Below are 25,955 nucleotides of genomic sequence, written 5' to 3'. Positions count from 1 at the left end.
CTTCACCTGATAATTGTCTACATCAATATCTTATTAACTGTTAAAATACTAAATAAATCCGCTAGTTTATATCTATAAAAAATTATTCTTTTTTTTAACAATATTTATAAAATAAACATTAATAATATTATATATTTATATGTATTTCTACATAAATAATATTTTTTGTATTAAAAATATATCACTATCCTTTATAAAAAAATTTATATAATAAATTTATATACTTAAAGCTATATTTTATACAAGTCTTCGACAAATATAAAATATAAATCCATAAAATTACTTTTATTTTTTATACAAATCTCATACCTATTCTATAAATCCGTTTTAATTAATATTTGTCCTAACAGCTTGATACATATAGCTTTATATGAATTATATAAACGCATTGACTTTTCTATAATATGATAGTATATTTACTATAGATGGAATTTCATAAGAATTTTGTAATAAAAAATAAAAAAGTAAAAATATATATTGACTTTTATTGTAATTTTTGTTATTATTTAAATATAGTTTTTGTCGAATAGTGTGAATTTAAGGAGGAATATAAAATGAAATCAATAGGTGTAGTAAGAAGAGTGGACGAACTAGGTAGAATAGTTATCCCTATAGAATTAAGAAGAACTTTAAATATAGCTGAAAAAGATGCTTTGGAAATTTACGTAGATGGAGAACAAATCATATTAAAAAAATATGAACCAGCATGTATATTCTGTGGAGACGCAAGAGATGTTGTAAATTATAAGGGAAAAAATATTTGTGAATCTTGCCTAGAAGAATTAAAACAAGGTAGATAAACATAATGAAATTTTTGAAAAACACATGATTAAAAATCATGTGTTTTTTCTAGGTCAAACAATAAAAATAAACTTTCATTAACTTTAAATATAATGAAAGAAGTCTATATCTAACAAATTAAATATAAACTTCTAATAAACTTATTCTAAACAAATTACACATATAAAATAAATTTTATTACATTATTATGTATTTAAACTTCTTATTTATAATAATCAACTACTATCTTACTCTTCTTGCTCCACAATATCCACTTTCGTATGAAAGCGGCATAATTTTTACTACATCTCCAGTATGAGGTGCATGTATCATAAGCCCTCCGCCTATATACATACCAACATGGCCTGGCCCTCTGCCGTCATTATGAAAAAATACTAAATCTCCTGGTTGAAGATTTGATATATCTACAGGAGTTCCAAAATTAAATTGATCTTCACTTACTCTAGGTATTGATATACCAAAATGTGCATATACATACTGAACAAAGCCTGAACAGTCAAATCCACTAGGGCTCGTCCCACCCCAAACATATTTAACTCCCTGAAATTGAGCAGCATAGGTTACTATAGCATCACTGGAATAACCACCAGTTACTGCTGGAGCACTGCCACCTCTATTTATTGAAACAACAGCCGCTGCTTGTGCAACTTTCATATCTTGAACTTTCTTATTTATAGCTGAAATTTGAGCATTTGCGGAAGCACTTAACTGCTGTGCTGAATTCACCTCAGCATTAGCCTGCTCCACAAGAGGAGTTTGATCTGATTTTTGTTTATTTAAGGCAGTAAGCTTCGTATTCTGTTCATCCTTAAGAGCGACAAGCTTTTGTTTTTCTCCGTCTAAAACATCTTTTTTCTTTTGTATTTCTTGTTTTCTTGAATTTAAATCTGTAATAATCCTATCATTGTAGCTAGCTACTGTTTTTATATTATCCACTCTAGAAATAAAGTCACTTAATCCCTTTGATTGCAATACTGCATCTAAATAACTATTATTTCCGTTAATATACATAGCTCTTATAGTCTCATTATACTTATTTTGTTCTACTTTTATATTTTCTTCTGATCTTTTTATTTTGTCCTGTGATACTTTTATATCAGCTTCTGTATTGCTTATCTTGCCATTTAAACTGTCAATTTGAGCCATCCCCTGTTGAATCTCATTATCAAGTGTCTCTATTTTGTGCTGTAAATCGCTAGCCTTTTTCTGCGCTGAACTAAGCTTACTTTGTCCCTGATTATATTGAGTTTGTGCGGAATTAAGCTGATCATCTAAAGATGGATCTGCAAAGGCCCTGCCACTGATAGATAAAGTAATACCTAAAGCTATAACAGCACATAGTAATTTTTTGTGCACCTAAATTCCCCCTTTTTTAGTTGTACATATCTTCATAAACTATGTGTTATAATAATCAATTTTTAAAACTACCTTTCTATTATAACATTAATAAATAAAATGCTACAACACGCTTACACAGCATTATCCCTCATATTATATAAATTAAATAGGAATGCTCTTGTTTTCTCCGTTATATATCACTATCTATCAAATTTAGACTTTTATTTACAAAAAGAAAAGAAGAGATAGATTAACTCTATCTCACTCTTCTTGCGCCCATATATGAACCCATATACGCAAGTGGCGTAATTTTTACAACATCACCTGTGTGAGGTGCCTGTATTATATCTCCTCCGCCTATATACATACCAACATGACCTGGAAGACCATTGCTATCAGGTTCAAAGAATACTAAATCACCTACTTGAAGTTGTGATTGACTTACAGGTGTTCCGTATCCAAATTGATCCTCACTTGTCCTAGGTATTGATACACCAAAATGAGAATATACATATTGAACAAAACCTGAACAGTCAAATCCGCTAGGGCTTGTACCTCCCCAAACATACGGTACATTAAGAAATTGCTCTGCATATCCCACTATAGAACCACTTACTGCTGGATTAGGCGCTGGTGGCTTAGGCGCTGGCTTTGGTGTTACTGGAGTACCTCTATTAATAGAAACCGTAACATCAGCAGTTGATGTTGTTGCACTAGCAACTGCTGAACTTGCTGCTGCTTTAGCAGCCGCTACTGCTTTAGCTGCCTCCGCAGCTTGTGCAGCCGCAGCAGCCTCTGCATTCTTCTGTGCCGTTATTTTACCATTTACTGCATCCACTTGTGCCTTTGCATTAGCACTAGCTGTAGTTGCTGATGCTATTTCAACTTTATACTGTGCCACTAAAGGCTCTTGATCCGCTTTCTGTTTTCCAAGGTTCGCCAAATTTTTACTACTTTCAGCTTGTAATGAAACTAATTCTTTTTTACTTGTCTCTAATGAATTTTCCTTGTTTTGAACTTCCTGTTGTCTTTCATTTAACGAGGCTATTAAATTATTGTCAAATTGAGCTACTTTGCTAATATTATCAATTTTTGTTATAAAATCCCCAAATCCTTTAGAATCCAATAAAGCACTTAGATATCCATCATTACCCATTATGTACATGGCTCTCAGCCTACTTTTATATAAGTCTTGTTCTTCTTTTACACGCTGCTGCGCCGCTTCTAGATTCTTCTTTTCCTGGGTTATATTGCCTTCAACCTTATCTATTTTACCTTTTATTTGCTCTGCTTGAGTCATATTCTCTTGCATTTGAACATCTAAAGCCTGTATCTTATTCACCAAATCATTAAATTTAGCCTGCGATGCATTCAATGCGGCTTGGCTTTGATTGTATTGAGCCTGAGACGAACTTAGCTGATCACTTAAAGAAGGATCTGCAAATGCCTTAGTACTAATACCTAATACAACACCTACTGCCATAACAATACATATTATTCTCTTATGCAAATTTTATTCCCCCCTGTTTCTTCTTAATTACACATTCGTATTATACAAAATTCCCTATTACTTCATATTCTATCATTAACAAGGTATATGCCACAATAATAATGTTTGCTATAAATTCAGTGCATTTTAAAGTATTTTTAAAAATATTAAATGTTTTCAATGTCTATGTACTGTTTTTGAGCTAATTTGCAAAATTAGTTGAATTCTATCATCAAATTTATGTTTTATATATTTATCTTACAAATATTTTCCACAAAATACTTCCCATATGCCTAATATTTTTTGAAAAATGTCCATTTGTTGCATTAATCCATTTTATAACATACAGTTATGAAAAAACTTTTAATAGTGCTGCTATTTATTAATACTTACTTGAGTATATGGTATAAAATACATATAAGGCATATTCAAATAAATAACTAGTCAGTATGCTAGTCTATTTTGAATCCTACTACGTCAACAGAACCCTCAGATAGCTCACTATCCTCGGAACCCATTTCCTTTGTATGATTAAAAATATCCGTCGTATCTTTGACTTACTATTTATTTTCATATGCCTAAATCTTTAATTTGTTATTTGATTTTACATATCTAATGAGTGCTTATATACTTCAGACTTTGGAATTTCCCTTTCCTTTGACACTATTTTAATAGCTTCCTTTTTCGTAAAACCTCGATCTATATAATTCAATATATGTTCCTGTATACTTAAGTCTTCCCATTTACTCTTTCTTTCTCTTTCAATATCCTCATCACTTTTACCTGATATCACCAATACATATTCCCCTCTTGGCTCATTTTTATCATAATGTTCCACTGCCCCTTTTATACTATCTCTAAATACATCCTCGTGCAATTTAGTGAGTTCCCTACATATGGATATATTTCTATCACCTAATACTTCCATAATAGCTATAAGTGTATTTCTAAGTCTATGAGGTGCCTCATAAATTATAATAGTATCTCTATATTCCTTTATTTCCTCCAACACTTTTTTTTTATCTTTATTTTCTCTAGGCAAAAATCCCCTAAATACAAATTTACTTGTATCAATATTAGAATATACAAGAGCCGTAATAAGCGCCGTGGCTCCTGGTATTATTTCAAATAATAGATTGTTTTCTATACATTTTTTTATTATTATACTTCCTGGGTCTGATATTCCAGGCATACCTGCATCTGTTACAAGGGCTATATTTTTACCACTTGAAAGTAAATTGATAATCTCACTAGATTTACCATTTTCATTAAATTTATGATAGCTTATCATGGTCTTCTTTATGCTGAAATGATTTAAAAGCTTAAGGGTTTGCCTAGTATCCTCTGCTGCAACTATATCGCATTCCTTTAAAGTCTCCAGAGCTCTTAAAGTAATATCCTTTAAATTTCCAATAGGAGTTCCTACTAAATATAATTTTCCCGCCATAATATATCTCCTTCAAATCACCTTTTACTATACTCTTGCATAAATCTTTTCTATTTCATTAGTATAACTTCCGTCCTCCTTGTGTACATAAATTGGTTCTCTCCATTTAAGAAATGCACCACCATCTCTCTGTCCTTCTATAAGTACAATATTAGGTGCTTTTTTTAAAGTAGGATGTATCATTTGTATAGTTTTAGGCTCTATTCTATGTTTTCTCATAAGACAAAGTATATCTACTAATCTTTCTGGTCTATGAACCATAAACATCCTTCCATTATCCTTTAAAAGTATTCTAGCTGCAATTATTACATCCTCTAAATTGCAACATATTTCATGTCTTGCTATAGCATTTTTATCATTAGGATTTAAAATTCCTGAATTTATAAGTTTGTATGGAGGATTCACTGTAATCACATTTGCTTTTGCCATAGTTTTAATAAATTCAATATCTTTAATATCTTTATGTATAAATTTAATTTTATCATTTAATTTATTATAAGCTGCAGATCTATTAGCCATGTCTACCATATCTTCTTGAATCTCTATTCCAACTATGTCTGAAGCCTCTGTTTTCGCTGAAATTATAAATGGCACTATTCCTGTTCCCGAGCATAGATCTATTACTGTAGAATCTTTCTTTATCTTGGCGAAATTTGCTAGAAGTACTGCGTCTATTCCAAACCTAAATGCATTCTTTTTTTGTATAACAAAAATACCTTTAAGTTGTAAATCATCTAATGTCTCATTTTCTCTTAATAAACTCAAGTTTCACTCGTCCTTTCCATAATTCACAAAAAACAATCATCCAATATACCAATTTATTTTGTACTGTATTATGTAAATATAAGTATATCATTATAACTCTATTCTTACATAATACCAGATGTTACATGATATCTAAGAAATTATTTCTTTTAAACCCAGTTAAAAATCTTTCTTAACATTATACACCAAAGCTGTATTACTTTAAAATTAAAAATTTATGATTTTATATTTGACTTTATATTATTATCCATTTAAAATTTAATATGCAATCTATATGAAATATATATAATTGGAATTAAAATATTGAATCAAAATTAGTATAAAAACTTTAAACAATGGATTTGTTCCAATCATATGTAGTTTAATGTAAAATTTACAATATAAATATATTATATTTATCTAATTAAAATAAATTGAATATTCACTTTATTTTATTTTTTCATAAAATGAGCTTTTTTTTATAAAAAAGGTTTATATTATAATTATATATTTCTAAATCTAAATTGGGGTGATTCATATGAAACTTTTAAGACAACTCTGCATAGTTGTTATAATATGCTTTGTTGGCAGTTTTTTAAGCACTGTTTTTAACTTACCTATACCAGGTAATGTTCTTGGTCTTATAATTTTACTAGTATGCCTTTGTACTGGAATTGTAAAACTTGACAAAATTGATTTGATAAGCAAATTTTTACTTGATCACTTAGCTTTCTTTTTCTTACCTGCAGGGGTTGGACTTATGGCATCTTATGGAATTATTAAAAATAGTTGGCCTATTCTTTTAATTATCTGTTTTATATCAACTATAATAATAATGGCAGTTACTAGTCTGGTAGTAACCGCTCTAAAAAATAAAGGAGCTGGTTCCAAATGAATACAGTAATTAGTTCTCCTATTTTTTCCGTTATGATTTCTTTAATAGCTTTTGAAATAGGTTGCTTTCTGTATAAAAAAACAAATTTCCCTATATTTAACCCACTACTTATCGCCATGATAATCGTAATCGCTTTACTTAAAATATTTAACATAAGTATTGCTACCTATAATAAAGGTGGAGATTTAATTAATTTCTTTTTAACTCCATCAACGGTTATACTTGCTGTACCACTTTATAAAAAGTTACAATTGCTGAAGAAGAATGCAATTCCTATAATAGTTGGTATATTTGTTGGTTCCTCAACAGGAATGTTCTGCATAATAATAATGTGTCGCATATTTCTCATTCCTAAAAATATAGATTTATCATTGATACCAAAGTCAGTTACAACTCCAATAGGCATGGAAGTTTCAAGACAATTAGGAGGAGTTCCACCAATAACAGTTGCAGCTATTATTATAACTGGAATTATAGGCGCAGTGGTCGGGCCAGTTGTATTCAAGGCTTTGAGAATTAAAGATCCAATTGCTAAAGGTATTGCTTTAGGCACCTCTTCACATGCTATAGGTACTACAAAGGCCATAGAAATGGGAGAAGTTGAAGGGGCTATGAGCAGTTTAGCTATTGGTGTTGCTGGGCTTTTAACTGTGGTACTTGCACCTATAATGTCTAGAGTATTTAGTAGCCTTATTAGGTAGTATTGCTATAACCTATTTATGAATAATTAATATACATTGTATATTACAAATTTATGGATAAGGGGCTGTTCCACAATGCATACATAGATATTGTAAAACAGCTTTTTAGTTATTCTACTTTTAAGAATAATTATTAAAATCTGATTTTTGATAAATAAATTGGGCCGTTCTCAAATTTAATGAATATTATTCCTTTTGAGACAGACCCTTATTATTTATAGATTAAACTCATTTTTTACTATTATCTTCTGTAGCATTATATTTGCTATCAATTACTACTATGTCTACTCTTCTATTGCGTGCTCTTCCAGCATCTGTATTGTTATCTGCTACCGGTCTTTGATCTCCATATCCCATTGATGCAAGTCTCTTTGGATTTATATTAGATTGATTTTCTAAAACTCTAAGCACCGCATTTGCTCTGGCTGTTGATAAATCAAGATTATCCACATATTTGTAATTGCTTATAGGAACATTATCTGTATGACCTTCTATTCTTATGTAATTATCAATAGTATTCAGTATCTTTCCTATCTCTACAATTCTCTTTTGAAATTCTGGCTTTACATCTGCTTTTCCCGAGTCAAAAAACAACGTATCCTGAATACTTATTACAAGTCCTCTTTCTTCAATTTGGGTACTGGCACTTGTACTCATATTATTCTGTTTTATATAATCATCTATAATTTGTTTTACCTGTTTAAGCCTATCCTCTTCCGCTTGATTAGTTTTATCATTTTGTACCTGTCCATTATACTCTGTACTACTACGATTCGGTTTATTTTTTATATCCATTGAATTTCCACTGCCAACAATAGTTTGTCTCCCACTAAAAGCTATTTTAAAAGAATCAGATATTTCTTTATATTTTGTTGCATCTACATTACTAGAAGCATACATTATTATAAAAAACATCATAAGAAGGGTTATCATATCAGAGTAGGTAAGCATATATCTTTCCGTATTAACATGCTCTTGTGGCTTTTTCTTTCTCATTACTCTTGTTCACCACTTTCCCCTCCGCTATATTCTTCTAGTTGCTTTTTATCTAAGAAGCCCTTTAATTTCTCTTCAAGTGTATTTGGATTAACTCCCTCTTGAATACAGAGTATTGCTTCTATTATTAAATTTTTTTCTCCCATTTCTTGAAAATTTAATTCTTTTAACTTAGTTCCAATTGGTAACCAGAAAAGATTAGCCGAACCTATTCCGTAAAGAGTGGCTATGAATGCTCCTGCAATAAGTCCTCCAAGTTTAGTAGGATCTGATAGATTATTTAAAACGTGAATAAGGCCCATAACGGTACCTGTTATACCCATTGTAGGAGCAAAACCACCTGCTGATTCGAACATGGCTATACCAACTCTATGTCTTTCTTCAATGAGATCAGCGCTAAGTTCAAGGGTATTTTTAACTGTTTGTGGTTCTATTCCATCAACCACCATTTGAAGACCTTTTTTCATAAATGGATCCATATTTTCATCTGTAGAAATCATTTCCTCAATGCTAAGAAGCCCCTCTTTCCTAGTTTTGAAAGCAATATTTTTAAAATATTTTATAAGCTTTACAGTATTTGCCTGCTTGCTGGCAAAAGCAACTTTTAAAACTTTTCCTAAATTTTTAATCTCATTTCCGGGAAATGAAACGCCTACGGCACCAATAGTACCCCCAAATACAACTAGAGCTGGTGCTAATGATACAAGAGCTGCTAAATGCCCTCCATCCATAAGAAATGATCCAATCAACGCACCAAAGCTTATAATTAAAAATAATATAGTAGATATGGCCAAATTCTTTTCCCCCTCACATTTCTCTAGCGTTAATTAATTTTATTATCCTTATATTTATTATCGTATATTTATTGCATATATTTATGTTTGTTTTTAATATTACTAATTTTTAGATTAAAATAATACTTTATATTATTTAATTTATATATTTAAATTCATTTAATTCTATAAGTCATAATAAAATTTTCACTACCTAATACGCAAGTATTATTTGTAAAAATTATATCTTTTACATAATCCAAATTTGTAATAACCACAGGTGTAATAAGTTCATAACCCTTATCTATAATTTTTTGTCTATCTATTTTTATAACAGGATCGCCAACTTTTACAAACTCGCCTTCCTCTACTAATCTGTTAAATCCATCTCCATTTAACTCTATGGTATTTATTCCAATATGCACCAATAACTCGATACCTTTTTTGCCAGTAACAACAAAAGCATGATTTGTATTAAATATAAGCTTTACTCTTCCATCTATAGGTGATTTTATTATGTCCTCTGTTGGGTCTATTGCTATTCCCCTTCCTACTATTTCCTCTGAAAACATTCGATCTGAAACCTTATTTAAATTTACTACATTTCCGTTAACTGGTGACATAACTTGAAAGGTGTCCCTAAATATATTAAGCATACCTGTTTCCCCCTGATATTTTCTTTTTATATATAGTATAGCATATTGAACTTTGGTTACAATAAAAATAAGAAGTATACCTTATTAAGGTATACTTCTTATTTTTATCTCTTAATTATAAACTATTCTTGTACTGGAGCTCCAACTGGACAAACGTTAGCACAGTTTCCACAATCAATGCAAGTATCAGCATCTACAACAAATATAGAATCTCCTTGGCTTATAGCGTTAACTGGACATTCTGAAGCACAAGCTCCACAGCTTACGCAAGAATCAGTAATTTTGTATGCCATTTAAAACACACCTCCTTAAAGTTTTAATCAACAAGTTTACCATAAACTATTGTATCATGTTTTTTTATTTTTTAAAAGTGTATTTTATATTACAGTAAATCCTAAATCTTCTATAGCTTCTATAACTTTATCCATATTTATAGAGTAAGCATCATATACTATTTCTATTTCGCCTTTTTCTTTGTTTATTTGACATGCAACAATACCTTCATTAGACGCTATAGAATTTCTTACTACACTAACATCCCTTAAAGTCCTTATATTGCAAATTTTAAGAATGGATTTCATTTTTATCCTCCTAGTCTGGTTTAAATAACTCTTTTATAATCTTTTCATCTTCTCCATCAATTTCTAGCTTAATATCTGCTTCATCAACAGCACCTTCAAAAGAGCCAGATACTAGAGTAAGTTCATTTATAGGAACCTCTTTAATGGTGTCCTCTCCATCCTCAATCTTCACCTTTATTTTAACACTTTCATTAACTACACTATTAGATACAACCTCGCCCTTACCATACTCAGTTTGAACAATTGATGCTACCTTTGGAAGTCTTTTTCTTATATCTTCATAAGTATTCTGTTCGTAATTAAGGCAGCACATAAGTCTTCCACAAATCCCTGATATTTTAGTAGGGTTTAGTGATAAATTTTGTTCCTTAGCCATTTTGATAGACACAGGTGCAAAATCTCCTAAATGTACAGAACAGCACATTGGTCTTCCACAAGGTCCCAATCCCCCTATCATCTTTGCTTCATCTCTTACACCAATCTGCCTAAGTTCAATTCTGGTTCTAAAAACTGAAGCTAAATCCTTTACTAATTCTCTAAAGTCTACTCTTCCTTCAGCAGTAAAATAAAATATTATTTTATTATTATCAAAAGTATACTCTACATCTATAAGTTTCATAATTAAATTATGCTTTTGTATTTTTTCTGAACAAATATTAAAGGCATCTTTTTCTTTAGATTTATTTTCTAAATATTTTTTTTCATCCTCTTCATTTGCTTTTCTTATAACATTTTTTAATGGCAATACTATTTTATCCTCACTAACTTCTTTAGGTCCTATGACACAATTACCAAATTCTATTCCTCTAGCAGTTTCTACAATAACATTATCTCCGCTAGCTATAACCTTGTCTTCAGGAGAAAAATAATATATTTTACCAGCTTTCTTAAAACGTACTCCTACAACAGTTACCATGTTAAACCTCCTGTATTTTCTTATAAGTAAACCATCTAAAAATAATTACTTAAAGATGTGATCTATATTTTCAATTACACAAGAATTCAAATAAAAAAACATTTTACACTGTGAAAAATTTTTACTAACACAGTATGACATAAAATATCATAGCATACTAACTAATTATTATCTTAAGCTATGCTAACTAAAAGACTTAGTTTCTTTCATATTAAGCAGCATTATATGATAAACCATACTTGCATTTACATTACTTTCTAAATTACTTTTAGTATTATTTACAATATCAATGATACTATTAAGTTTATTGTATGAGAATACTTCCGTTAATTTTTTTATATAGGAAATTTTATCCAAATTTATAATTAACTCATCCATTCCCGTTTCCTTGTATATTATAATATCTCTAACATAAGATAATAAACAAGTTAGAATTTCTTGCCACATATCCTTATATTTCGTTAAGAACTCTTCATTTTTAAGAAAAGTTTCTATATCTGCATTATTTACATCCATCATTATATTAATTAGTTTTTCCCTTATTTCTTTAAATGAGTCATTATCAATAAAGCTTACTATTCTTCCAGGAACACCATCTGCAAATGCCTTAACAGCTTTTTTTTCATCTTCTAAAATATTAGGATACTTATTGTAAATAAATTCATCTATCTCACTGTCACTTAATTTTTTTAATTTATGAATTTGACATCTTGACTTAATAGTGTCTAAAATCTTCTCTTGATTTTCGCATAACAATAGTATAAATACACCATCAGGAGGTTCTTCTATAGTCTTTAAAAAAGCATTTTGTGCTTGTGTGGTCATTTTATCCGAATCATGAAGTATTATTACTTTTCTATTTCCTTCATAGGCTTTCTTATTTGATTCTTCTATTATTTTTCTAATTTGATCTACGGAAATGGATTTTCTATTATTTGCTATTCTGCATTCTACTATATCAGCATATTCTCTATATATCTCTTTACCTATAATATTCATAGCAGCTTCTAAAGCAACAAAACTTTTCCCTATACCATCTTCACCAGTTATCAAATGTGCATGGGAAAAATTTCCTGATTCTATAGCGTTAATAAAATTTTTCCTAATATCAGTGTGTCCTATTATATTGTCAAACTTCATACTTTTCACCATCAAATCTTTATAAATTTATCTACATCCACTACAAAAATAGTAGCTCCACCGATTTCTACATCAATAGGATAGGGTACATATACTCCTGTAGCTCCATCTATAGGTGAAGGTGACGTTATAACTTGATCCCTAGTTTTACATTCTTCTTCTATAGTTCCCAATACTCTATCTACATCCTTTTCATCAACGCCTATCATAAGAGTTGTATTTCCAGCCTTTAAAAAGCCTCCAGTAGTAGCAAGTTTTGTCACACGAAAATTTTCTTCAGTGAGCACATCTATTAAATCACCAGCATCATCATCTTGTACTATAGCAATAATAAGCTTCATAAATATAACCCTCCCTTATACTTTTTTATTTTACTAGTAAATATAGAATTTTATTTTAATAATTATAAATAAATCTTTTCTTGTATAAGTCGTAATTAAAATCATATAAATAAGCAATAATATATAAGTTTTAAACAAGATAGCTATTTTATACTAAAATTAATCAATTCCAAACAATTAATCTTTGTAAATATATAAACTTATATATCATATACCTATATTTTATCATAAATTTCTGTAATTAAATATAGGTATATAAGTTGCAATTGAAATTATACATTTGATTGATGATAGCTAATAAAATAATATTTTTTATTCAATAACTTATATAATCATTATTCACCATCGGTTAATTCTAATGCCTTTTAATGTCCTGTAAAATGTCTTTTTTTATGCTATTAATACATTCATCAATTTCATAATTACAATATAATTTTTCAATTCCAGCATCTTTTAATTTCTCCATACTAAAATCACTATTATCTGCAAGAAATCTTCTACATAATTCACTGTAGTTAGGCTTTTCCTCATTCATTTCCCTTTGCAGTGCTCTCTCCAATCTTATTCCATCATCTAAAGTAATATAAATTGGAAATACTTCATCTTTTCCAAAGTACTTCTGTAAGTTTTTATATGCTTCTAGAGTAGTTATTATAAGATAGCTATTAATTTTTATATCAATCTGTCCATCATCTATAGTTGAATAATACCATTGTCCATTTACAGTATTATATTCTCTACTTTCTATAATCTTTCCTAATGTCCTGTACTTACCTAATTTTTCTTTATCTATGAAATAATACTCTACTCCGTCCCTTTCTTTTTCTCTTTTGGGTCTTGTTGTATAGGAAACTATTGGTTTTAGATTCAAAACTTTTTCTTCCATTAGCTTTTTAAATATAGTATCTTTCCCCGATCCGCTTTTTCCTAATAAGCAAAATATTTTACCCATAAGCTCCTCCAATATACTAGTCTATAATTTTAATTTCTCCATCTTTATTTATACCAAGTACAGTACATTTCTCTCTTAGATAATACTCTATAGCTTTTATTGTGTTTTTATTTATAATCTCTCCTGGTAATATTATAGGTATCCCTGGTGGGTACGGAACAATAGAATCTCTACACAGCTCCCCCTGAGCTTTGCTGTAATGTATTAACCTATATTCTTTTTCTACAGCCTCAAAAGGCATAATTTTCATATCCGCTATACCTGACTCTATTATATGAAAATTTCTAAGTTTTATAGCTTCAAGTTTGCAGTCTAAAAGCGATTTATAAAGGAGTTCAAACTCCTCCTCCGTATTAAAAGTGGAGAATATAAGAATTACATTATTTCCATCGCACATTTCAGGCTGTATTTTTTTACTTTTCAGGTACTCATACAGTTTATATCCACTAAGTCCATCTTTTACATTTAAAATATATCTTGTTACATCTATATTATTCTGTAAATCTTCTCTGGAGATTATATGAAATCCTTCTATTAAATTTATTTTCTCCCTATAATAATTACATAAATCTATTAATTTCTTATATTCACTTGTTCCCTTTTCCTGCAAATAATATCGTGCATAATCCATTGAACACATTAGCATATAAGAAGGGCTTGTACTCAAAAATGCACTAACATAAAAATCTACTTTCTCTGTATCAATATCCTGGCCAATATGTAAATAAGCTGTTTGGGTAAGGCTGGGAAGTGTTTTATGAGAACTCATAACAACAAAATCCCCTCCTAGATTTACAGCATGCTGAGGCAGCTCATTATGAGCTCCAAAGTGAGCTCCATGGGCACTATCTACAAGTACTTTTATACCTCTTTTATGGGCTTCTTTTACTATGAATTTTAAATTACAGCATACACCATAGTAATTTGGATAAGTTATTATAACCGCCTTTGCATCTAAATTATTATCAAACAAATCTATTAAGTAATCCTCATCTATAGATAAGGGGGCATTAAACTTATTGTATATCTTATTTTTTATATAAACCGGTTTAAGTTTTCTCATTATTATTCCATTAAAAATAGATCTATGACAATTTCTCTCTACTATTACCTTTTCTCCTTCTCTAAGACAGGAAAATATCATAGCTAAATTCCCACTAGTACTTCCATTCACTAAAAAATATGACTTTTTACTTCCATAAAAATCTCTTAACATATTTTCTGCTTCTTTGATTATACCCTCTGGATGATGAAGATTATCTACTCCATCCACTTCTGTAATATCGGCCTTTATAAAATTCTCGTACAATTCTTTCCCTACATCGGTGTTCTTAAATCCTCTGCCACTTTTATGACCGGGCATGCAGAGCATTGAATTATTTTCTCTTAAGTATTTAATTATGCCCTCTACAAGTGGTAATTTTGACAATTACATTCAGCTCCTCTTACTTGGATCATATTTTTTCTTATGGATTCTTTATAGTATTCGTAAAAATCATTTCCAGGTTCCAAATTAACCAGTCTTTCTTCACAAGCTTTACAAATACCTCTTCCATTAACTATTATACCATCAGCTAGAGACTTCCCGCATATAATACAACTTGGTTTTTTCATTACAACCTCCTAAAATCATCTTCATTTACAAACTATATAGTTTATACTGCTAAATAACTAATTAAGCCCATAATTTTATTGCTTTTGTCTGAATACTAATCAGCAATTTGTTGATGCAAATTACATAACTTGATTATTACCTATAATTTCAATATCTCAATTTATTATAATGTAAACATTATATGAATTCAGTAAATTTGCATGTATTTATATAAAGTTTTATCACCTGTTATTTTGCCTCTTAATATATATTTTATTCAATTACATGTCAATTTTTATTTTGTCCATAAATATTTTTTATAAATAAAAAATTAACCCCTTCTATTTTAAGCATTAGAAAGAGTTAATTTTTTATTTATAGTATATACTGCTTTATATTCTTATTATAAAACGACTATTTTATTTGCATTTAACTATTATTGTATGATTGCAATGTTTATCGCACAGTATCATTACTGTAAATAGATCTTAAGCACGTGCAGAGTGTAGATTACAAACTCTAGGAAGCATGAAACTCTAACTTCTATAAATTGGAGTAGCTCATGTTCCCACATATACTTTAGTATTTCTAGGTATATTATTATAAATCCACTTTGCATTTTCTATAGAAAGTCTAACACAGCCATGAGATGCTTTCTCACCTAGTTTAGCCACCTCACCTTGGATGATATTTTTGTCTTTATCAAAGGGGACACTGTGAAAAAGATAATTTCCCCAAAAGCTTGTCCAATAGTATCCACCTTCACCATATTTATCGCTAAAAAAAGAAGTTCCTTTATTTCCAGTAACAAATGTACCCGTGGGTGTAGATGCACTATCTATACCAGTAGAACAAATCATGGTTTTTATTAAATCATTATTATTATAAACATCTACTGTTTGGCTTCCAATATGAACAACTACTTTATAAACATTAGTATACTTTTTCTCATAATTACCAACAATTTTTTTTAATTTATAATTTTCCGGTTTTAAATTTTTATTATTAATAGAATCTACTATTTCATTATTTTTCTCTTTATTTGAATAGGTATTTCCTAGAATTTTAACATTAGTACTTTTTGCTTTATTACCCTTAATCTCTATAGGTTTATTTTTAGGCGCCTTATAAGTATTTTCAATTCCCTTTACATTAAAAGAAAGTATTAATGTAAAAAAACATACCAGTATAAAAGCAGCTAGACTTAAAAATTTAAAGGATTTTTTATACATTTCTTATCCCTCCAGTAATTTTTTATGAATTCTTGAATATAATATTATATTAACAAGTTTTATATTATAATATTTTCCATATATTTACAACCATTTTATATTCCATTTATAGTAAATATATTTGGTTCTATTAGCACATACTATAAATATCATAAAATATCTAAGTTTTTTATGTTTATCTAAATGATTGCCCTATTTAATATCCTAGGAGGTATAAATCATGAAGCAAGAAGTTATAAGTTTTTTAAGTACTATTGAAGATGAAATATATGGAATATCTAAATATATCTATGAAAATTCTGAAGAGAGTTTTCATGAAAACAAAAGCTGCAATTATTTAATGAATCTATTGAATAATCATTCTTTTAAAATACAAAAGAGTTATCTTAATATTGATACTGCTTTTAAGGCAGAATTTGGTAATGGCCATCCAAAAATTTGTTTTTTATGCCAGTACGATAGTGTAAAAGATATGGGACAAATATATGGATATAACCTTCAATCTGCCATATCTATAGGTGCTGCTCTAGGGCTCTCCAAGATAATTTCTAGATTAGGCGGCTCTGTGATTGTGATAGGTTGTCCTGGAGAGATACTGGGAGGTTCAAAGCTAACTATGGCACATCAAGGTGTCTTTGATGATTTAGACACAGTTCTTGCAGCTCAACCTTATACTGAAACGGCTGTTATTGGCACTTCTCCTGCTGTCTTACCTCTTGAAATAAAGTATAGTAATACTATAAAAGAAACTTTTGAAAATCATCCTAAGCTATACTCACCTATAGATTCTTGCATTTTCACTTTTAATGCAGTTAATCTAATAATTAAAGGTTTTGATAATATCTGCACTATTGATAGTGTGGATATACATAGTGATTCTAAAAATAAAAGTATTTCACAAGCTACTGCTCGTTTTTTATTAAAGACAGACAACATAAAAAATGCTGAAAATATAAGAAATAAAATTGATTATTTTATGAATTCCATAGAAAAATTATTAAATATGGAAGGAGAGCTGCATATATATGACTTACCTTGTAGGGAACTTATTTCAAATAACACTCTAAATAGGCTGCTCTCTCATAACCTAAAAGAGATAGGTATAATAGATATGTTTGGAATAAAAAATTTAAGTTCTCCTTTAAGCCTTGGTAATGTGAGCCATTTAGTTCCCAGCGTAAATTATTATATAAATATTACTAAAGATAAAACTATAAAATATGGTACCAGAGATTTTGCTCTGGCTACTCAAACTGATTTTGCCAAAGATATACTTATAAAAACTGCTAATGCCCTTGCTATAACTGCACTTGACTTAATAGAAAAAGAATCTCTAATTTCAGAGGCTAAAATGGAATTATCCTCAAAAACAAATAATTTAACATATTCACTTATTTAATATATACTATACTATAGCAGTTAAGCTATTATAGTATTTTAAAGAGGTGCAGTTATGTATGATAGGTAAAAGACTTTGTATTGGAGATACCATAGGCATAATATGTCCATCAAGTGCTGAAAATGTTGAAGCTATAAAAAATGGAATAAATTTTTTTAAAAAACAAGGCTTTAACATAAAAGATGGAAAACACATATATAATCGTTTAGGATATCTTGCAGGAACTGACATGGAAAGAGCCCAGGATTTAAACAATATGTTTCTTGATCCCAATATAAAGATGATATTATGTATAAGGGGCGGTTATGGCTCCATGAGAACCTTACCTTATATAGATTTTGATATCATAAAAAATAATCCTAAGATATTTGTGGGCTTTAGTGATATAACTACTTACTTAAACGGCTTTTATGAAAAATGTAATTTAATAACCTTTCATGGACCTATGCTTACTTCAAAATTTGAAGATGAATTTACATTAAATTCTCTTTTAAATACAGTAATGAATGGATATAATCCTTTTACTATAAAAAATCCTGACCATATACCAACTGACTCCAATTCAGCTATAACTATAGAGGGTACACTGTTAGGTGGCAATTTATCGCTGATTTGCAGCACACTATCCACTGATTTTGAAATAGATACTACAGATAAAATTTTATTCATAGAAGATGTAGGAGAAGAACCCTACTCTATAGATAGAATGCTTACACACTTATTACTGGCTAACAAGCTTCAAGTTTGCAAGGGAATAATACTTGGCCAATTTACTAAATGTTCTCTGCCTCATTATGAAAGAAGTTTAACACTGGAAGAAATAATACAGGATAGAATTTTATCCTTAAATATACCAACAGTATTAAATTTCATGTCCGGACATGATTACCCAAAACTTACTCTTCCCATTGGTGCAAATATACAGCTGGATTGTAAAAATGGTACTATAAAGGTTCTTGAACCAGTAGTAGGCTAACCTAAGGGTTAGCCTAACTTTAATTTAAAGTATAAATATTATTTGTTAATTTTTTATCCTATTTTCATCTATATATAATAAGACTTTGATTAACGTTGGTCTGTAAATCTAAAGAAGTGATAAATTCTGTAACCAAAAAAGAAAAAGCAGTCTATTCACTGAAAAATCAGCAATCAGACTACTTTCTTGTTATTATGGAGGCGCCACCCAGATTTGAACTGGGGGTAAAGGTTTTGCAGACCTCTGCCTTACCACTTGGCTATAGCGCCATAATATATGGTGGCCAATCCAGGAATCGAACCAGGGACACGAGGATTTTCAGTCCTCTGCTCTACCGACTGAGCTAACTGGCCAAAAATAAGACCCAGCATCGACCTACTCTTCCACAGGGCTACCCCTGCAGTACCATCAGCACATAAGAGCTTAACCTTCGTGTTCGGAATGAGAACGGGTGTTACCTCTAAGTCATAGACACTGGATATATTAAGTTGAGAGTTAAAATTAATAATTAAAATGTACTCTCAAAATTGCATAGTAAAGGGTAAAAGTAAAATATAATATTGTATACTAATATACACTTTAGTAATTTATTTAAATATTGGTCAAGCCCTCGACCTATTAGTATCAGTCAGCTGAATACATTGCTGCACTTACACCTCTGACCTATCAACCTGATGTTCTTTCAGGGGTCTTACTAGCTTACGCTATGGGAAATCTAATCTTGAGGTGGGCTTCACGCTTAGATGCTTTCAGCGTTTATCCCATCCCGACATAGCTACCCAGCTGTGCCACTGGCGTGACAACTGGTGCACCAGAGGTCAGTCCATCCCGGTCCTCTCGTACTAAGGACAGCTCCTCTCAAATTTCCTACGCCCGCGACGGATAGGGACCGAACTGTCTCACGACGTTCTGAACCCAGCTCGCGTGCCGCTTTAATGGGCGAACAGCCCAACCCTTGGGACCTACTTCAGCCCCAGGATGCGACGAGCCGACATCGAGGTGCCAAACCTCCCCGTCGATGTGGACTCTTGGGGGAGATCAGCCTGTTATCCCCGAGGTAGCTTTTATCCGTTGAGCGATGGCCCTCCCACGAGGAACCACCGGATCACTAAGCCCGACTTTCGTCCCTGCTCCACTTGTTTGTGTCGCAGTGAGGCTCCCTTATGCCTTTGCACTCTACGCGCGATTTCCAACCGCGCTGAGGGAACCTTTGGGCGCCTCCGTTACTTTTTTGGAGGCGACCGCCCCAGTCAAACTGCCCATCTAGCAATGTCCCGTGACCAGCTTCATGGCCTCCGGTTAGAATTCCAGTACTGTCAGGGTGGTATCCCAAGGACGACTCCACAGCAGCTGACGCCGCTGTATCCCAGTCTCCCACCTATCCTGTACAGACAATACCGAAAACTCAATGCTAAACTACAGTAAAGCTCTACGGGGTCTTTCCGTCCAATCGCGGGTAGCAAGCATCTTCACTTGCACTACAATTTCGCCGGATTCGTTGTTGAGACAGTGCCCAAATCATTACGCCATTCGTGCGGGTCGGAACTTACCCGACAAGGAATTTCGCTACCTTAGGACCGTTATAGTTACGGCCGCCGTTTACTGGGGCTTAAGTTCACCGCTTCGATTACTCTAACGGATCCCCTTAACCTTCCAGCACCGGGCAGGCGTCAGCCCCTATACATCAGCTTACGCTTTAGCAGAGACCTGTGTTTTTGCTAAACAGTTGCTTGGGCCTATCCTCTGCGGCCTACGTTAAGTAGGCACCCCTTCTCCCGAAGTTACGGGGTCAATTTGCCGAGTTCCTTAACAACGATTCTTCCGATGGTCTTAGGATTCTCTCCTCACCTACCTGTGTCGGTTTGCGGTACGGGCACCTTAATTCCTTGATAGAGGCTTTTCTTGGCAGTGTGAAATCAGATACTTCGCTAAAAATTAGCTCCCCATAACACCTCAACTAAGCAGGCGGATTTGCCAACCTGCACGTCTTAGTGCTTAGACGCACATCCAATAGTGCGCACATCTTATCCTTCTGCGTCACCCCATCTCTCAAAACGGAAAAGGTGGTATCGGAATATCAACCGATTATCCATCACCTACGCCTTTCGGCCTCGGCTTAGGACCCGACTAACCCTGAGCGGACGAGCCTTCCTCAGGAAACCTTAGGTTTTCGACCACTAAGATTCTCACTTAGTTCTCGCTACTTATGCCAGCATACTCACTCCTGTATAGTCCACCGCTCCTTACGGTACGACTTCAATCCATACAGGAAGCTCCTCTACCGCTCTTACGAGCCCATAGCTTCGGTGGTAAGTTTTAGCCCCGGACATTTTCGGCGCAGGATCTCTTGACTAGTGAGCTATTACGCACTCTTTAAATGAGTGGCTGCTTCTGAGCCAACATCCTAGTTGTCTTAGAAATCCCACATCCTTTACCACTTAACTTACACTTAGGGACCTTAGCTGATGATCTGGGCTGTTTCCCTTTTGACTACGGATCTTATCATTCGCAGTCTGACTGCCGAAATAAAAGTATATGGCATTCGGAGTTTGATAGAGTTCAGTAACTGTTGTCAGCCCCTACCTCATTCAGTGCTCTACCTCCATAACTCAATTAATCGACGCTAGCCCTAAAGCTATTTCGAGGAGAACCAGCTATCTCCGAGTTCGATTGGAATTTCTCCGCTATCCACAGCTCATCCCATGGTTTTTCAACACCAATGTGGTTCGGTCCTCCACGGAATTTTACTTCCGCTTCAACCTGGCCATGGATAGGTCACCCGGTTTCGGGTCTACAGCATGCAACTAGTCGCCCTATTAAGACTCGGTTTCCCTTCGGCTGCGCACCAGAAGTGCTTAACCTTGCTGCATACCGTAACTCGCTGGCTCGTTCTACAAAAAGCACGTCGTCACACATAAAAAGTGCTTCGACCGGTTGTAGGCACACGGTTTCAGGTTCTATTTCACTCCCCTTCCGGGGTTCTTTTCACCTTTCCCTCACGGTACTGCTTCACTATCGGTCACTAGAAAGTATTTAGCCTTGGGAGGTGGTCCTCCCAGCTTCCCACAAGGTTTCACGTGTCTCGTGGTACTCTGGAATAGATCCGGCCATTTTCTCTTTTAATCTACAGGACTGTTACCTTCTACGGTAGAGCTTTCCAGAACTCTTCGATTAAGATATTAGGCTTTAATGATCTATCCACAACCCCAGGAACAAAGTTCCTGGTTTGGGCTCATTCCATTTCGCTCGCCGCTACTAAGGAAATCGATATTTCTTTCTCTTCCTCCGGGTACTTAGATGTTTCAGTTCCCCGGGTATGTCTCTATATACCTATGTATTCAGTATAAAGTACATGTCGTTAAGACATGTGGGTTGCCCCATTCGGAAATCTCCGGATCACAGGCTATTTGCGCCTACCCGAAGCTTATCGCAGCTTGTCGCGTCCTTCTTCGACTTCTAGTGCCAAGGCATTCACCATGCGCCCTTTGTAGCTTGACCTGTTATACTCTTAAGCGTTAGCTTTCGAGTTTAGTCTTTTATTTTTGTTCTAATCTTCATTTTATTAAAGATTAATTATACAAAGGATATTTGTTTTATTATTTTACTTTACTTTTTGTTTCACTATGCAATTTTCAAAGTACATATTTATTTTAGAACTATCGTCCCAAAATGGTGGGCTTAAATGGACTCGAACCATCGACCTCACGCTTATCAGGCGTGCGCTCTAACCAGCTGAGCTATAAGCCCCTATAAAAATTTCTAAGAGATTAAATGTATTAATTATACTTAGCAAAAATTGACTAGTAATCTAGTCAACTATAAGTTGTAATCTCTCAAAATTAAACAGAGATAAGAGTTAAATAACCATATCACAGTAGTTATCCTACCATGCTTACTCCTTAGAAAGGAGGTGATCCAGCCGCAGGTTCTCCTACGGCTACCTTGTTACGACTTCACCCCAATCACTAATCCCACCTTCGGCCGCTGGCCCCATAAAGGTTACCTCACGGACTTCGGGTGTTACCAGCTCTCATGGTGTGACGGGCGGTGTGTACAAGGCCCGGGAACGTATTCACCGCGACATTCTGATTCGCGATTACTAGCAACTCCAACTTCATGTAGGCGAATTTCAGCCTGCAATCCGAACTGGGATGAGTTTTCAAGTTTGGCTCCACCTCGCGGTATTGCATCTCGTTGTTCTCACCATTGTAGCACGTGTGTAGCCCTAGACATAAGGGGCATGATGATTTGACGTCATCCCCGCCTTCCTCCCGGTTAACCCGGGCAGTCTCACTAGAGTGCTCAACTTAATGGTAGCAACTAATGATAAGGGTTGCGCTCGTTGCGGGACTTAACCCAACATCTCACGACACGAGCTGACGACAACCATGCACCACCTGTCTTCCTGCCCCGAAGGGCTTCACGTATCTCTACGCTATTCAGGAGATGTCAAGTCTAGGTAAGGTTCTTCGCGTTGCTTCGAATTAAACCACATGCTCCGCTGCTTGTGCGGGCCCCCGTCAATTCCTTTGAGTTTTAATCTTGCGACCGTACTTCCCAGGCGGAGTACTTATTGTGTTAACTGCGGCACAGAAGGAGTCGATACCTCCTACACCTAGTACTCATCGTTTACGGCGTGGACTACCAGGGTATCTAATCCTGTTTGCTCCCCACGCTTTCATGCCTCAGCGTCAGTTACAGTCCAGAAAGCCGCCTTCGCCACTGATGTTCTTCCTAATCTCTACGCATTTCACCGCTACACTAGGAATTCCGCTTTCCTCTCCTGCACTCTAGATACCCAGTTTGAAATGCAGTCCCCAGGTTAAGCCCGGGGCTTTCACATCTCACTTAAGTATCCGCCTACACATCCTTTACGCCCAGTAAATCCGGACAACGCTTGCCACCTACGTATTACCGCGGCTGCTGGCACGTAGTTAGCCGTGGCTTCCTCCTTTGGTACCGTCATTATCGTCCCAAAAGACAGAGCTTTACAATCCGAAGACCGTCATCACTCACGCGGCGTTGCTGCATCAGGCTTTCGCCCATTGTGCAATATTCCCCACTGCTGCCTCCCGTAGGAGTCTGGACCGTGTCTCAGTTCCAATGTGGCCGATCACCCTCTCAGGTCGGCTACGCATCGTCGCCTTGGTGAGCCGTTACCTCTCCAACTAGCTAATGCGCCGCGGGTCCATCTCAAAGTGGATTACTCCTTTAATTACTGCTTCATGCGAAGCTGTAATATTATGCGGTATTAATCTCCCTTTCGGGAGGCTATTCCCCTCTTTGAGGCAGGTTACCCACGTGTTACTCACCCGTCCGCCGCTAGAAACCCGAAGGTTTCTCGCTCGACTTGCATGTGTTAAGCACGCCGCCAGCGTTCGTCCTGAGCCAGGATCAAACTCTCAATTTATAAGTTTGATGTTAGCTCATCGCTTCTCTTCATTTTACTGAAGAATTTGTTACTCTTGATTTCAATTTCTTAAAATCTAAAGAATTGCTGGTTTACTTATTCTTATACTCTGTTTAATTTTCAAAGATCAATTCCTGTCATCTGACAGCTTTTATATTATATCAAGTGAATTTAATAATGTCAACTACTTTTTTAACAAACTTGCATAATATAATTCATATCACTTACATCAATTATATTTAACAACTCTAAGCACTTGATAAAGCGACATTAAGATGATATCATACTGTCATTATATTTGTCTATAAAGCCCTACCATAATAAAATTTTATCTTTAATTTACTCACTTTTATTAACTTTTCCTTTATATTTTGTATATAGATACTCCTGGTTAGGTTTATGTTGTTAAATTATAATTATCTTATATTTTATGTTATAATATATAAAAGAGGTGGTAATATGTGTAATGATGAATTAAAGCATATAATAGAAAATAGTAATAATATTGTATTCTTTGGAGGAGCTGGAGTTTCTACTGAAAGTTCTATTCCAGACTTTAGGTCCGAAAGTGGTCTATATAAAACAAAAAATAATTTTTCCTATGCCCCAGAGATTATGCTCAGTCACAGTTTTTTCATAAATCATACGGAAGACTTCTTTGACTTTTACAGAGCAAAAATGATATACAAAGAGGCAAAACCAAATCCTGCTCACTATGCACTAGCTGAACTTGAAAGAAAAGGCAAACTAAAAGCTGTGATAACCCAAAACATAGATGGACTCCATCAAATGGCTGGTTCAAAAAAAGTTTTAGAGCTTCATGGTTCAATTCATAGGAACTATTGCACAAATTGTAATAAATTTTTTGATCTAGAATACATTTTAGATAGCAAATCCATTATTCCAAAATGTGATATGTGCGGTGAGACCATAAAACCAGATGTAGTACTATATGAAGAAGGCTTGAATACGGATATTATAAATGAATCAGTTAGATTTATTAGTAATGCTGATGTACTTATTGTAGGAGGAACTTCACTTGTTGTTTATCCAGCTGCTGGTCTCATAGATTATTTCAAAGGCAAAAAATTAATTCTTATAAATAAAGCCTCTACTCCCTATGATAGAAGAGCAGATTTAGTGATAAACGATAGTATAGGTAAAATCTTAAAAGGAGTACTGTAATATAGCATAAAAATTTTATAATATTTACAAATAATACAATAAATTGCACTAAAAATTTAATTTTATTTTTCAGAAATTTACGATATAATAAAAATATAAATAAAACTTCATCCTAAGTTAAACTTGAGTATATAATTTCATATAGAGCTAGAGGGGGTTTTTTAATGGTAAATGGTAGTAAAATAAGAGAGATTAGATTGGAGAAAGGATTAACCTGCATGGATGTGTCTAATTTGTCCAAAAACCTAGCAGTTCCTATTTCTAAAACTTATTTGGAGGAATTAGAAAGAGGTTCTAAACGTAACCCATCCTTTAATGTTATAGAGACTATATCAATTATATTAAAAGTACAATTAGATGATTTAAAAGTAAGTTAATATATTGAAACC

23 protein-coding genes, 3 tRNA genes and 3 rRNA genes are annotated in these 25,955 nt (G+C 33.2%); 7 read left to right on the top strand and 22 right to left on the bottom strand.

Translation table 11 applies throughout. From position 1 onward, the window contains the following. The first annotated feature begins 554 nt into the window (after window positions 1-554). Window positions 555-800 (top strand): AbrB/MazE/SpoVT family DNA-binding domain-containing protein, encoded by a 246-nt coding sequence (locus CLOPA_RS00990; RefSeq protein WP_015613598.1) that lies wholly within the window; start codon window positions 555-557, stop codon window positions 798-800. A gap of 223 nt (window positions 801-1,023) precedes the next feature. Here CLOPA_RS00990 and CLOPA_RS00985 read toward each other — a convergent pair whose 3' ends face one another. The 4 genes from CLOPA_RS00985 to CLOPA_RS00970 form a co-directional block, all read right to left on the bottom strand. Continuing rightward, window positions 1,024-2,157, bottom strand: coding sequence for an NlpC/P60 family protein (locus CLOPA_RS00985; RefSeq protein WP_015613597.1), 1,134 nt, complete (start codon window positions 2,155-2,157; stop codon window positions 1,024-1,026). Window positions 2,158-2,395: 238 nt separating this feature from the next. Continuing rightward, entirely contained in the window at window positions 2,396-3,649 is a 1,254-nt protein-coding gene (locus tag CLOPA_RS00980; protein WP_015613596.1) for a C40 family peptidase, read from the bottom strand. Window positions 3,650-4,232: 583 nt separating this feature from the next. After that, entirely contained in the window at window positions 4,233-5,075 is an 843-nt protein-coding gene (gene rsmI / locus CLOPA_RS00975) for a 16S rRNA (cytidine(1402)-2'-O)-methyltransferase (protein ID WP_015613595.1), read from the bottom strand. 27 nt (window positions 5,076-5,102) lie between these two features. Next, on the bottom strand, window positions 5,103-5,840 hold the full coding sequence (locus CLOPA_RS00970; protein WP_015613594.1) for a tRNA1(Val) (adenine(37)-N6)-methyltransferase: 738 nt from the start codon (window positions 5,838-5,840) through the stop codon (window positions 5,103-5,105). A 517-nt stretch (window positions 5,841-6,357) separates the two neighbouring features. On the opposite strand from CLOPA_RS00970, the gene CLOPA_RS00965 reads away from it, so the two are divergent. After that, on the top strand, window positions 6,358-6,714 hold the full coding sequence (locus CLOPA_RS00965; protein WP_015613593.1) for a CidA/LrgA family protein: 357 nt from the start codon (window positions 6,358-6,360) through the stop codon (window positions 6,712-6,714). Then, window positions 6,711-7,415 carry an LrgB family protein gene (locus CLOPA_RS00960; RefSeq protein WP_015613592.1) on the top strand — a complete coding sequence of 235 codons (705 nt, stop codon included), beginning with the start codon at window positions 6,711-6,713 and terminating at the stop codon, window positions 7,413-7,415. The genes CLOPA_RS00965 and CLOPA_RS00960 overlap by 4 nt, the downstream gene beginning before the upstream one ends. Before the next feature lie 228 nt (window positions 7,416-7,643). Here the strand turns inward: CLOPA_RS00960 and CLOPA_RS00955 are convergent, their stop codons facing one another. The 12 genes from CLOPA_RS00955 to CLOPA_RS00900 all read right to left on the bottom strand — a co-directional run bounded on the left by CLOPA_RS00955 (window position 7,644) and on the right by CLOPA_RS00900 (window position 16,596). Further along, entirely contained in the window at window positions 7,644-8,411 is a 768-nt protein-coding gene (locus tag CLOPA_RS00955; protein ID WP_015613591.1) for an OmpA/MotB family protein, read from the bottom strand. Then, a complete protein-coding gene (locus tag CLOPA_RS00950; protein ID WP_015613590.1) occupies window positions 8,411-9,205 on the bottom strand; it encodes a flagellar motor protein in 795 nt (264 codons plus the stop codon). Before CLOPA_RS00950 ends, CLOPA_RS00955 begins: the two co-directional genes overlap by 1 nt. A gap of 155 nt (window positions 9,206-9,360) precedes the next feature. Next, window positions 9,361-9,840 carry a PTS sugar transporter subunit IIA gene (locus CLOPA_RS00945; RefSeq protein ID WP_015613589.1) on the bottom strand — a complete coding sequence of 160 codons (480 nt, stop codon included), beginning with the start codon at window positions 9,838-9,840 and terminating at the stop codon, window positions 9,361-9,363. A gap of 122 nt (window positions 9,841-9,962) precedes the next feature. Then, on the bottom strand, window positions 9,963-10,133 hold the full coding sequence (locus CLOPA_RS00940; protein ID WP_015613588.1) for a DUF362 domain-containing protein: 171 nt from the start codon (window positions 10,131-10,133) through the stop codon (window positions 9,963-9,965). An 84-nt stretch (window positions 10,134-10,217) separates the two neighbouring features. Then, window positions 10,218-10,421: a heavy-metal-associated domain-containing protein gene (locus CLOPA_RS00935; protein WP_015613587.1), complete on the bottom strand. Its 204-nt coding sequence runs from the start codon at window positions 10,419-10,421 to the stop codon at window positions 10,218-10,220. Between the two features lie 10 nt (window positions 10,422-10,431). Next, window positions 10,432-11,337, bottom strand: a complete 906-nt coding sequence (locus tag CLOPA_RS00930; protein ID WP_015613586.1) for a PSP1 domain-containing protein — start codon at window positions 11,335-11,337, stop codon at window positions 10,432-10,434. Between the two features lie 183 nt (window positions 11,338-11,520). Next, window positions 11,521-12,489 (bottom strand): DNA polymerase III subunit delta', encoded by a 969-nt coding sequence (locus CLOPA_RS00925; protein ID WP_015613585.1) that lies wholly within the window; start codon window positions 12,487-12,489, stop codon window positions 11,521-11,523. Next, window positions 12,489-12,818: a cyclic-di-AMP receptor gene (locus CLOPA_RS00920; RefSeq protein WP_015613584.1), complete on the bottom strand. Its 330-nt coding sequence runs from the start codon at window positions 12,816-12,818 to the stop codon at window positions 12,489-12,491. Before CLOPA_RS00920 ends, CLOPA_RS00925 begins: the two co-directional genes overlap by 1 nt. Window positions 12,819-13,173: 355 nt before the next feature. Beyond that, the gene (locus tag CLOPA_RS00915) at window positions 13,174-13,770 is read right to left on the bottom strand and encodes a guanylate kinase (protein ID WP_015613583.1); all 597 of its coding nucleotides are present in this window, start codon (window positions 13,768-13,770) and stop codon (window positions 13,174-13,176) included. A 16-nt stretch (window positions 13,771-13,786) separates the two neighbouring features. Further along, window positions 13,787-15,199 carry an aminotransferase class I/II-fold pyridoxal phosphate-dependent enzyme gene (locus tag CLOPA_RS00910; protein WP_015613582.1) on the bottom strand — a complete coding sequence of 471 codons (1,413 nt, stop codon included), beginning with the start codon at window positions 15,197-15,199 and terminating at the stop codon, window positions 13,787-13,789. Beyond that, on the bottom strand, window positions 15,178-15,384 hold the full coding sequence (locus CLOPA_RS00905) for a sigma factor G inhibitor Gin (RefSeq protein ID WP_015613581.1): 207 nt from the start codon (window positions 15,382-15,384) through the stop codon (window positions 15,178-15,180). Before CLOPA_RS00905 ends, CLOPA_RS00910 begins: the two co-directional genes overlap by 22 nt. Before the next feature lie 540 nt (window positions 15,385-15,924). After that, window positions 15,925-16,596 carry a L,D-transpeptidase gene (locus CLOPA_RS00900; protein ID WP_015613580.1) on the bottom strand — a complete coding sequence of 224 codons (672 nt, stop codon included), beginning with the start codon at window positions 16,594-16,596 and terminating at the stop codon, window positions 15,925-15,927. 220 nt (window positions 16,597-16,816) lie between these two features. Between CLOPA_RS00900 and CLOPA_RS00895 the strand changes: the two genes are divergently transcribed. Both CLOPA_RS00895 and CLOPA_RS00890 read left to right on the top strand, forming a co-directional pair. After that, the gene (locus tag CLOPA_RS00895) at window positions 16,817-17,995 is read left to right on the top strand and encodes a metal-dependent amidase/aminoacylase/carboxypeptidase (protein WP_015613579.1); all 1,179 of its coding nucleotides are present in this window, start codon (window positions 16,817-16,819) and stop codon (window positions 17,993-17,995) included. Window positions 17,996-18,053: 58 nt separating this feature from the next. Then, window positions 18,054-18,971, top strand: a complete 918-nt coding sequence (locus tag CLOPA_RS00890; protein WP_015613578.1) for a S66 peptidase family protein — start codon at window positions 18,054-18,056, stop codon at window positions 18,969-18,971. A 195-nt stretch (window positions 18,972-19,166) separates the two neighbouring features. On the opposite strand, the gene CLOPA_RS00885 is transcribed toward CLOPA_RS00890, so the two are convergent. The 6 genes from CLOPA_RS00885 to CLOPA_RS00860 all read right to left on the bottom strand — a co-directional run bounded on the left by CLOPA_RS00885 (window position 19,167) and on the right by CLOPA_RS00860 (window position 24,381). Continuing rightward, window positions 19,167-19,240 (bottom strand) — tRNA-Cys (locus CLOPA_RS00885). An 8-nt stretch (window positions 19,241-19,248) separates the two neighbouring features. Then, a tRNA-Phe gene (locus CLOPA_RS00880) sits at window positions 19,249-19,324 on the bottom strand. Window positions 19,325-19,333: 9 nt separating this feature from the next. Further along, window positions 19,334-19,450: ribosomal RNA gene (gene rrf / locus CLOPA_RS00875) — 5S ribosomal RNA — on the bottom strand. A gap of 119 nt (window positions 19,451-19,569) precedes the next feature. Further along, a 23S ribosomal RNA gene (locus CLOPA_RS00870) occupies window positions 19,570-22,469 on the bottom strand. 172 nt (window positions 22,470-22,641) lie between these two features. Next, a tRNA-Ile gene (locus CLOPA_RS00865) sits at window positions 22,642-22,718 on the bottom strand. A 156-nt stretch (window positions 22,719-22,874) separates the two neighbouring features. Further along, window positions 22,875-24,381 (bottom strand): 16S ribosomal RNA (locus CLOPA_RS00860). The 16S, 23S and 5S rRNA genes sit together here with 3 tRNA genes alongside, the layout of an rRNA operon. 459 nt (window positions 24,382-24,840) lie before the next feature. On the opposite strand from CLOPA_RS00860, the gene CLOPA_RS00855 reads away from it, so the two are divergent. Continuing rightward, the gene (locus tag CLOPA_RS00855; protein ID WP_015613577.1) at window positions 24,841-25,566 is read left to right on the top strand and encodes an NAD-dependent protein deacylase; all 726 of its coding nucleotides are present in this window, start codon (window positions 24,841-24,843) and stop codon (window positions 25,564-25,566) included. A gap of 164 nt (window positions 25,567-25,730) precedes the next feature. Further along, window positions 25,731-25,943: a helix-turn-helix domain-containing protein gene (locus tag CLOPA_RS00850; RefSeq protein WP_015613576.1), complete on the top strand. Its 213-nt coding sequence runs from the start codon at window positions 25,731-25,733 to the stop codon at window positions 25,941-25,943. Window positions 25,944-25,955 lie beyond the last annotated feature (12 nt).

Source organism: Clostridium pasteurianum BC1, from assembly GCF_000389635.1.
Lineage (GTDB): Bacteria > Bacillota > Clostridia > Clostridiales > Clostridiaceae > Clostridium_I > Clostridium_I pasteurianum_A.
Note: the sequence above shows the minus strand (reverse complement) of the source record. Positions and strands in the feature narration are given on the sequence as shown.

Excerpts from the sequence above, each read along its gene's own strand:
- CLOPA_RS00990 (WP_015613598.1), top strand. The coding sequence starts at position 555 with ATGAAATCAATAGGTGTAGTAAGAAGAGTGGACGAACTAGGTAGAATA.
- rsmI (WP_015613595.1), bottom strand. The coding sequence starts at position 5,075 with ATGGCGGGAAAATTATATTTAGTAGGAACTCCTATTGGAAATTTAAAG.
- CLOPA_RS00965 (WP_015613593.1), top strand. The coding sequence starts at position 6,358 with ATGAAACTTTTAAGACAACTCTGCATAGTTGTTATAATATGCTTTGTT.
- CLOPA_RS00960 (WP_015613592.1), top strand. The coding sequence starts at position 6,711 with ATGAATACAGTAATTAGTTCTCCTATTTTTTCCGTTATGATTTCTTTA.
- CLOPA_RS00955 (WP_015613591.1), bottom strand. The coding sequence starts at position 8,411 with ATGAGAAAGAAAAAGCCACAAGAGCATGTTAATACGGAAAGATATATG.
- CLOPA_RS00945 (WP_015613589.1), bottom strand. The coding sequence starts at position 9,840 with ATGCTTAATATATTTAGGGACACCTTTCAAGTTATGTCACCAGTTAAC.
- CLOPA_RS00940 (WP_015613588.1), bottom strand. The coding sequence starts at position 10,133 with ATGGCATACAAAATTACTGATTCTTGCGTAAGCTGTGGAGCTTGTGCT.
- CLOPA_RS00935 (WP_015613587.1), bottom strand. The coding sequence starts at position 10,421 with ATGAAATCCATTCTTAAAATTTGCAATATAAGGACTTTAAGGGATGTT.
- CLOPA_RS00930 (WP_015613586.1), bottom strand. The coding sequence starts at position 11,337 with ATGGTAACTGTTGTAGGAGTACGTTTTAAGAAAGCTGGTAAAATATAT.
- CLOPA_RS00925 (WP_015613585.1), bottom strand. The coding sequence starts at position 12,489 with ATGGTGAAAAGTATGAAGTTTGACAATATAATAGGACACACTGATATT.
- CLOPA_RS00920 (WP_015613584.1), bottom strand. The coding sequence starts at position 12,818 with ATGAAGCTTATTATTGCTATAGTACAAGATGATGATGCTGGTGATTTA.
- CLOPA_RS00915 (WP_015613583.1), bottom strand. The coding sequence starts at position 13,770 with ATGGGTAAAATATTTTGCTTATTAGGAAAAAGCGGATCGGGGAAAGAT.
- CLOPA_RS00905 (WP_015613581.1), bottom strand. The coding sequence starts at position 15,384 with ATGAAAAAACCAAGTTGTATTATATGCGGGAAGTCTCTAGCTGATGGT.
- CLOPA_RS00900 (WP_015613580.1), bottom strand. The coding sequence starts at position 16,596 with ATGTATAAAAAATCCTTTAAATTTTTAAGTCTAGCTGCTTTTATACTG.
- CLOPA_RS00895 (WP_015613579.1), top strand. The coding sequence starts at position 16,817 with ATGAAGCAAGAAGTTATAAGTTTTTTAAGTACTATTGAAGATGAAATA.
- CLOPA_RS00890 (WP_015613578.1), top strand. The coding sequence starts at position 18,054 with ATGATAGGTAAAAGACTTTGTATTGGAGATACCATAGGCATAATATGT.
- CLOPA_RS00855 (WP_015613577.1), top strand. The coding sequence starts at position 24,841 with ATGTGTAATGATGAATTAAAGCATATAATAGAAAATAGTAATAATATT.
- CLOPA_RS00850 (WP_015613576.1), top strand. The coding sequence starts at position 25,731 with ATGGTAAATGGTAGTAAAATAAGAGAGATTAGATTGGAGAAAGGATTA.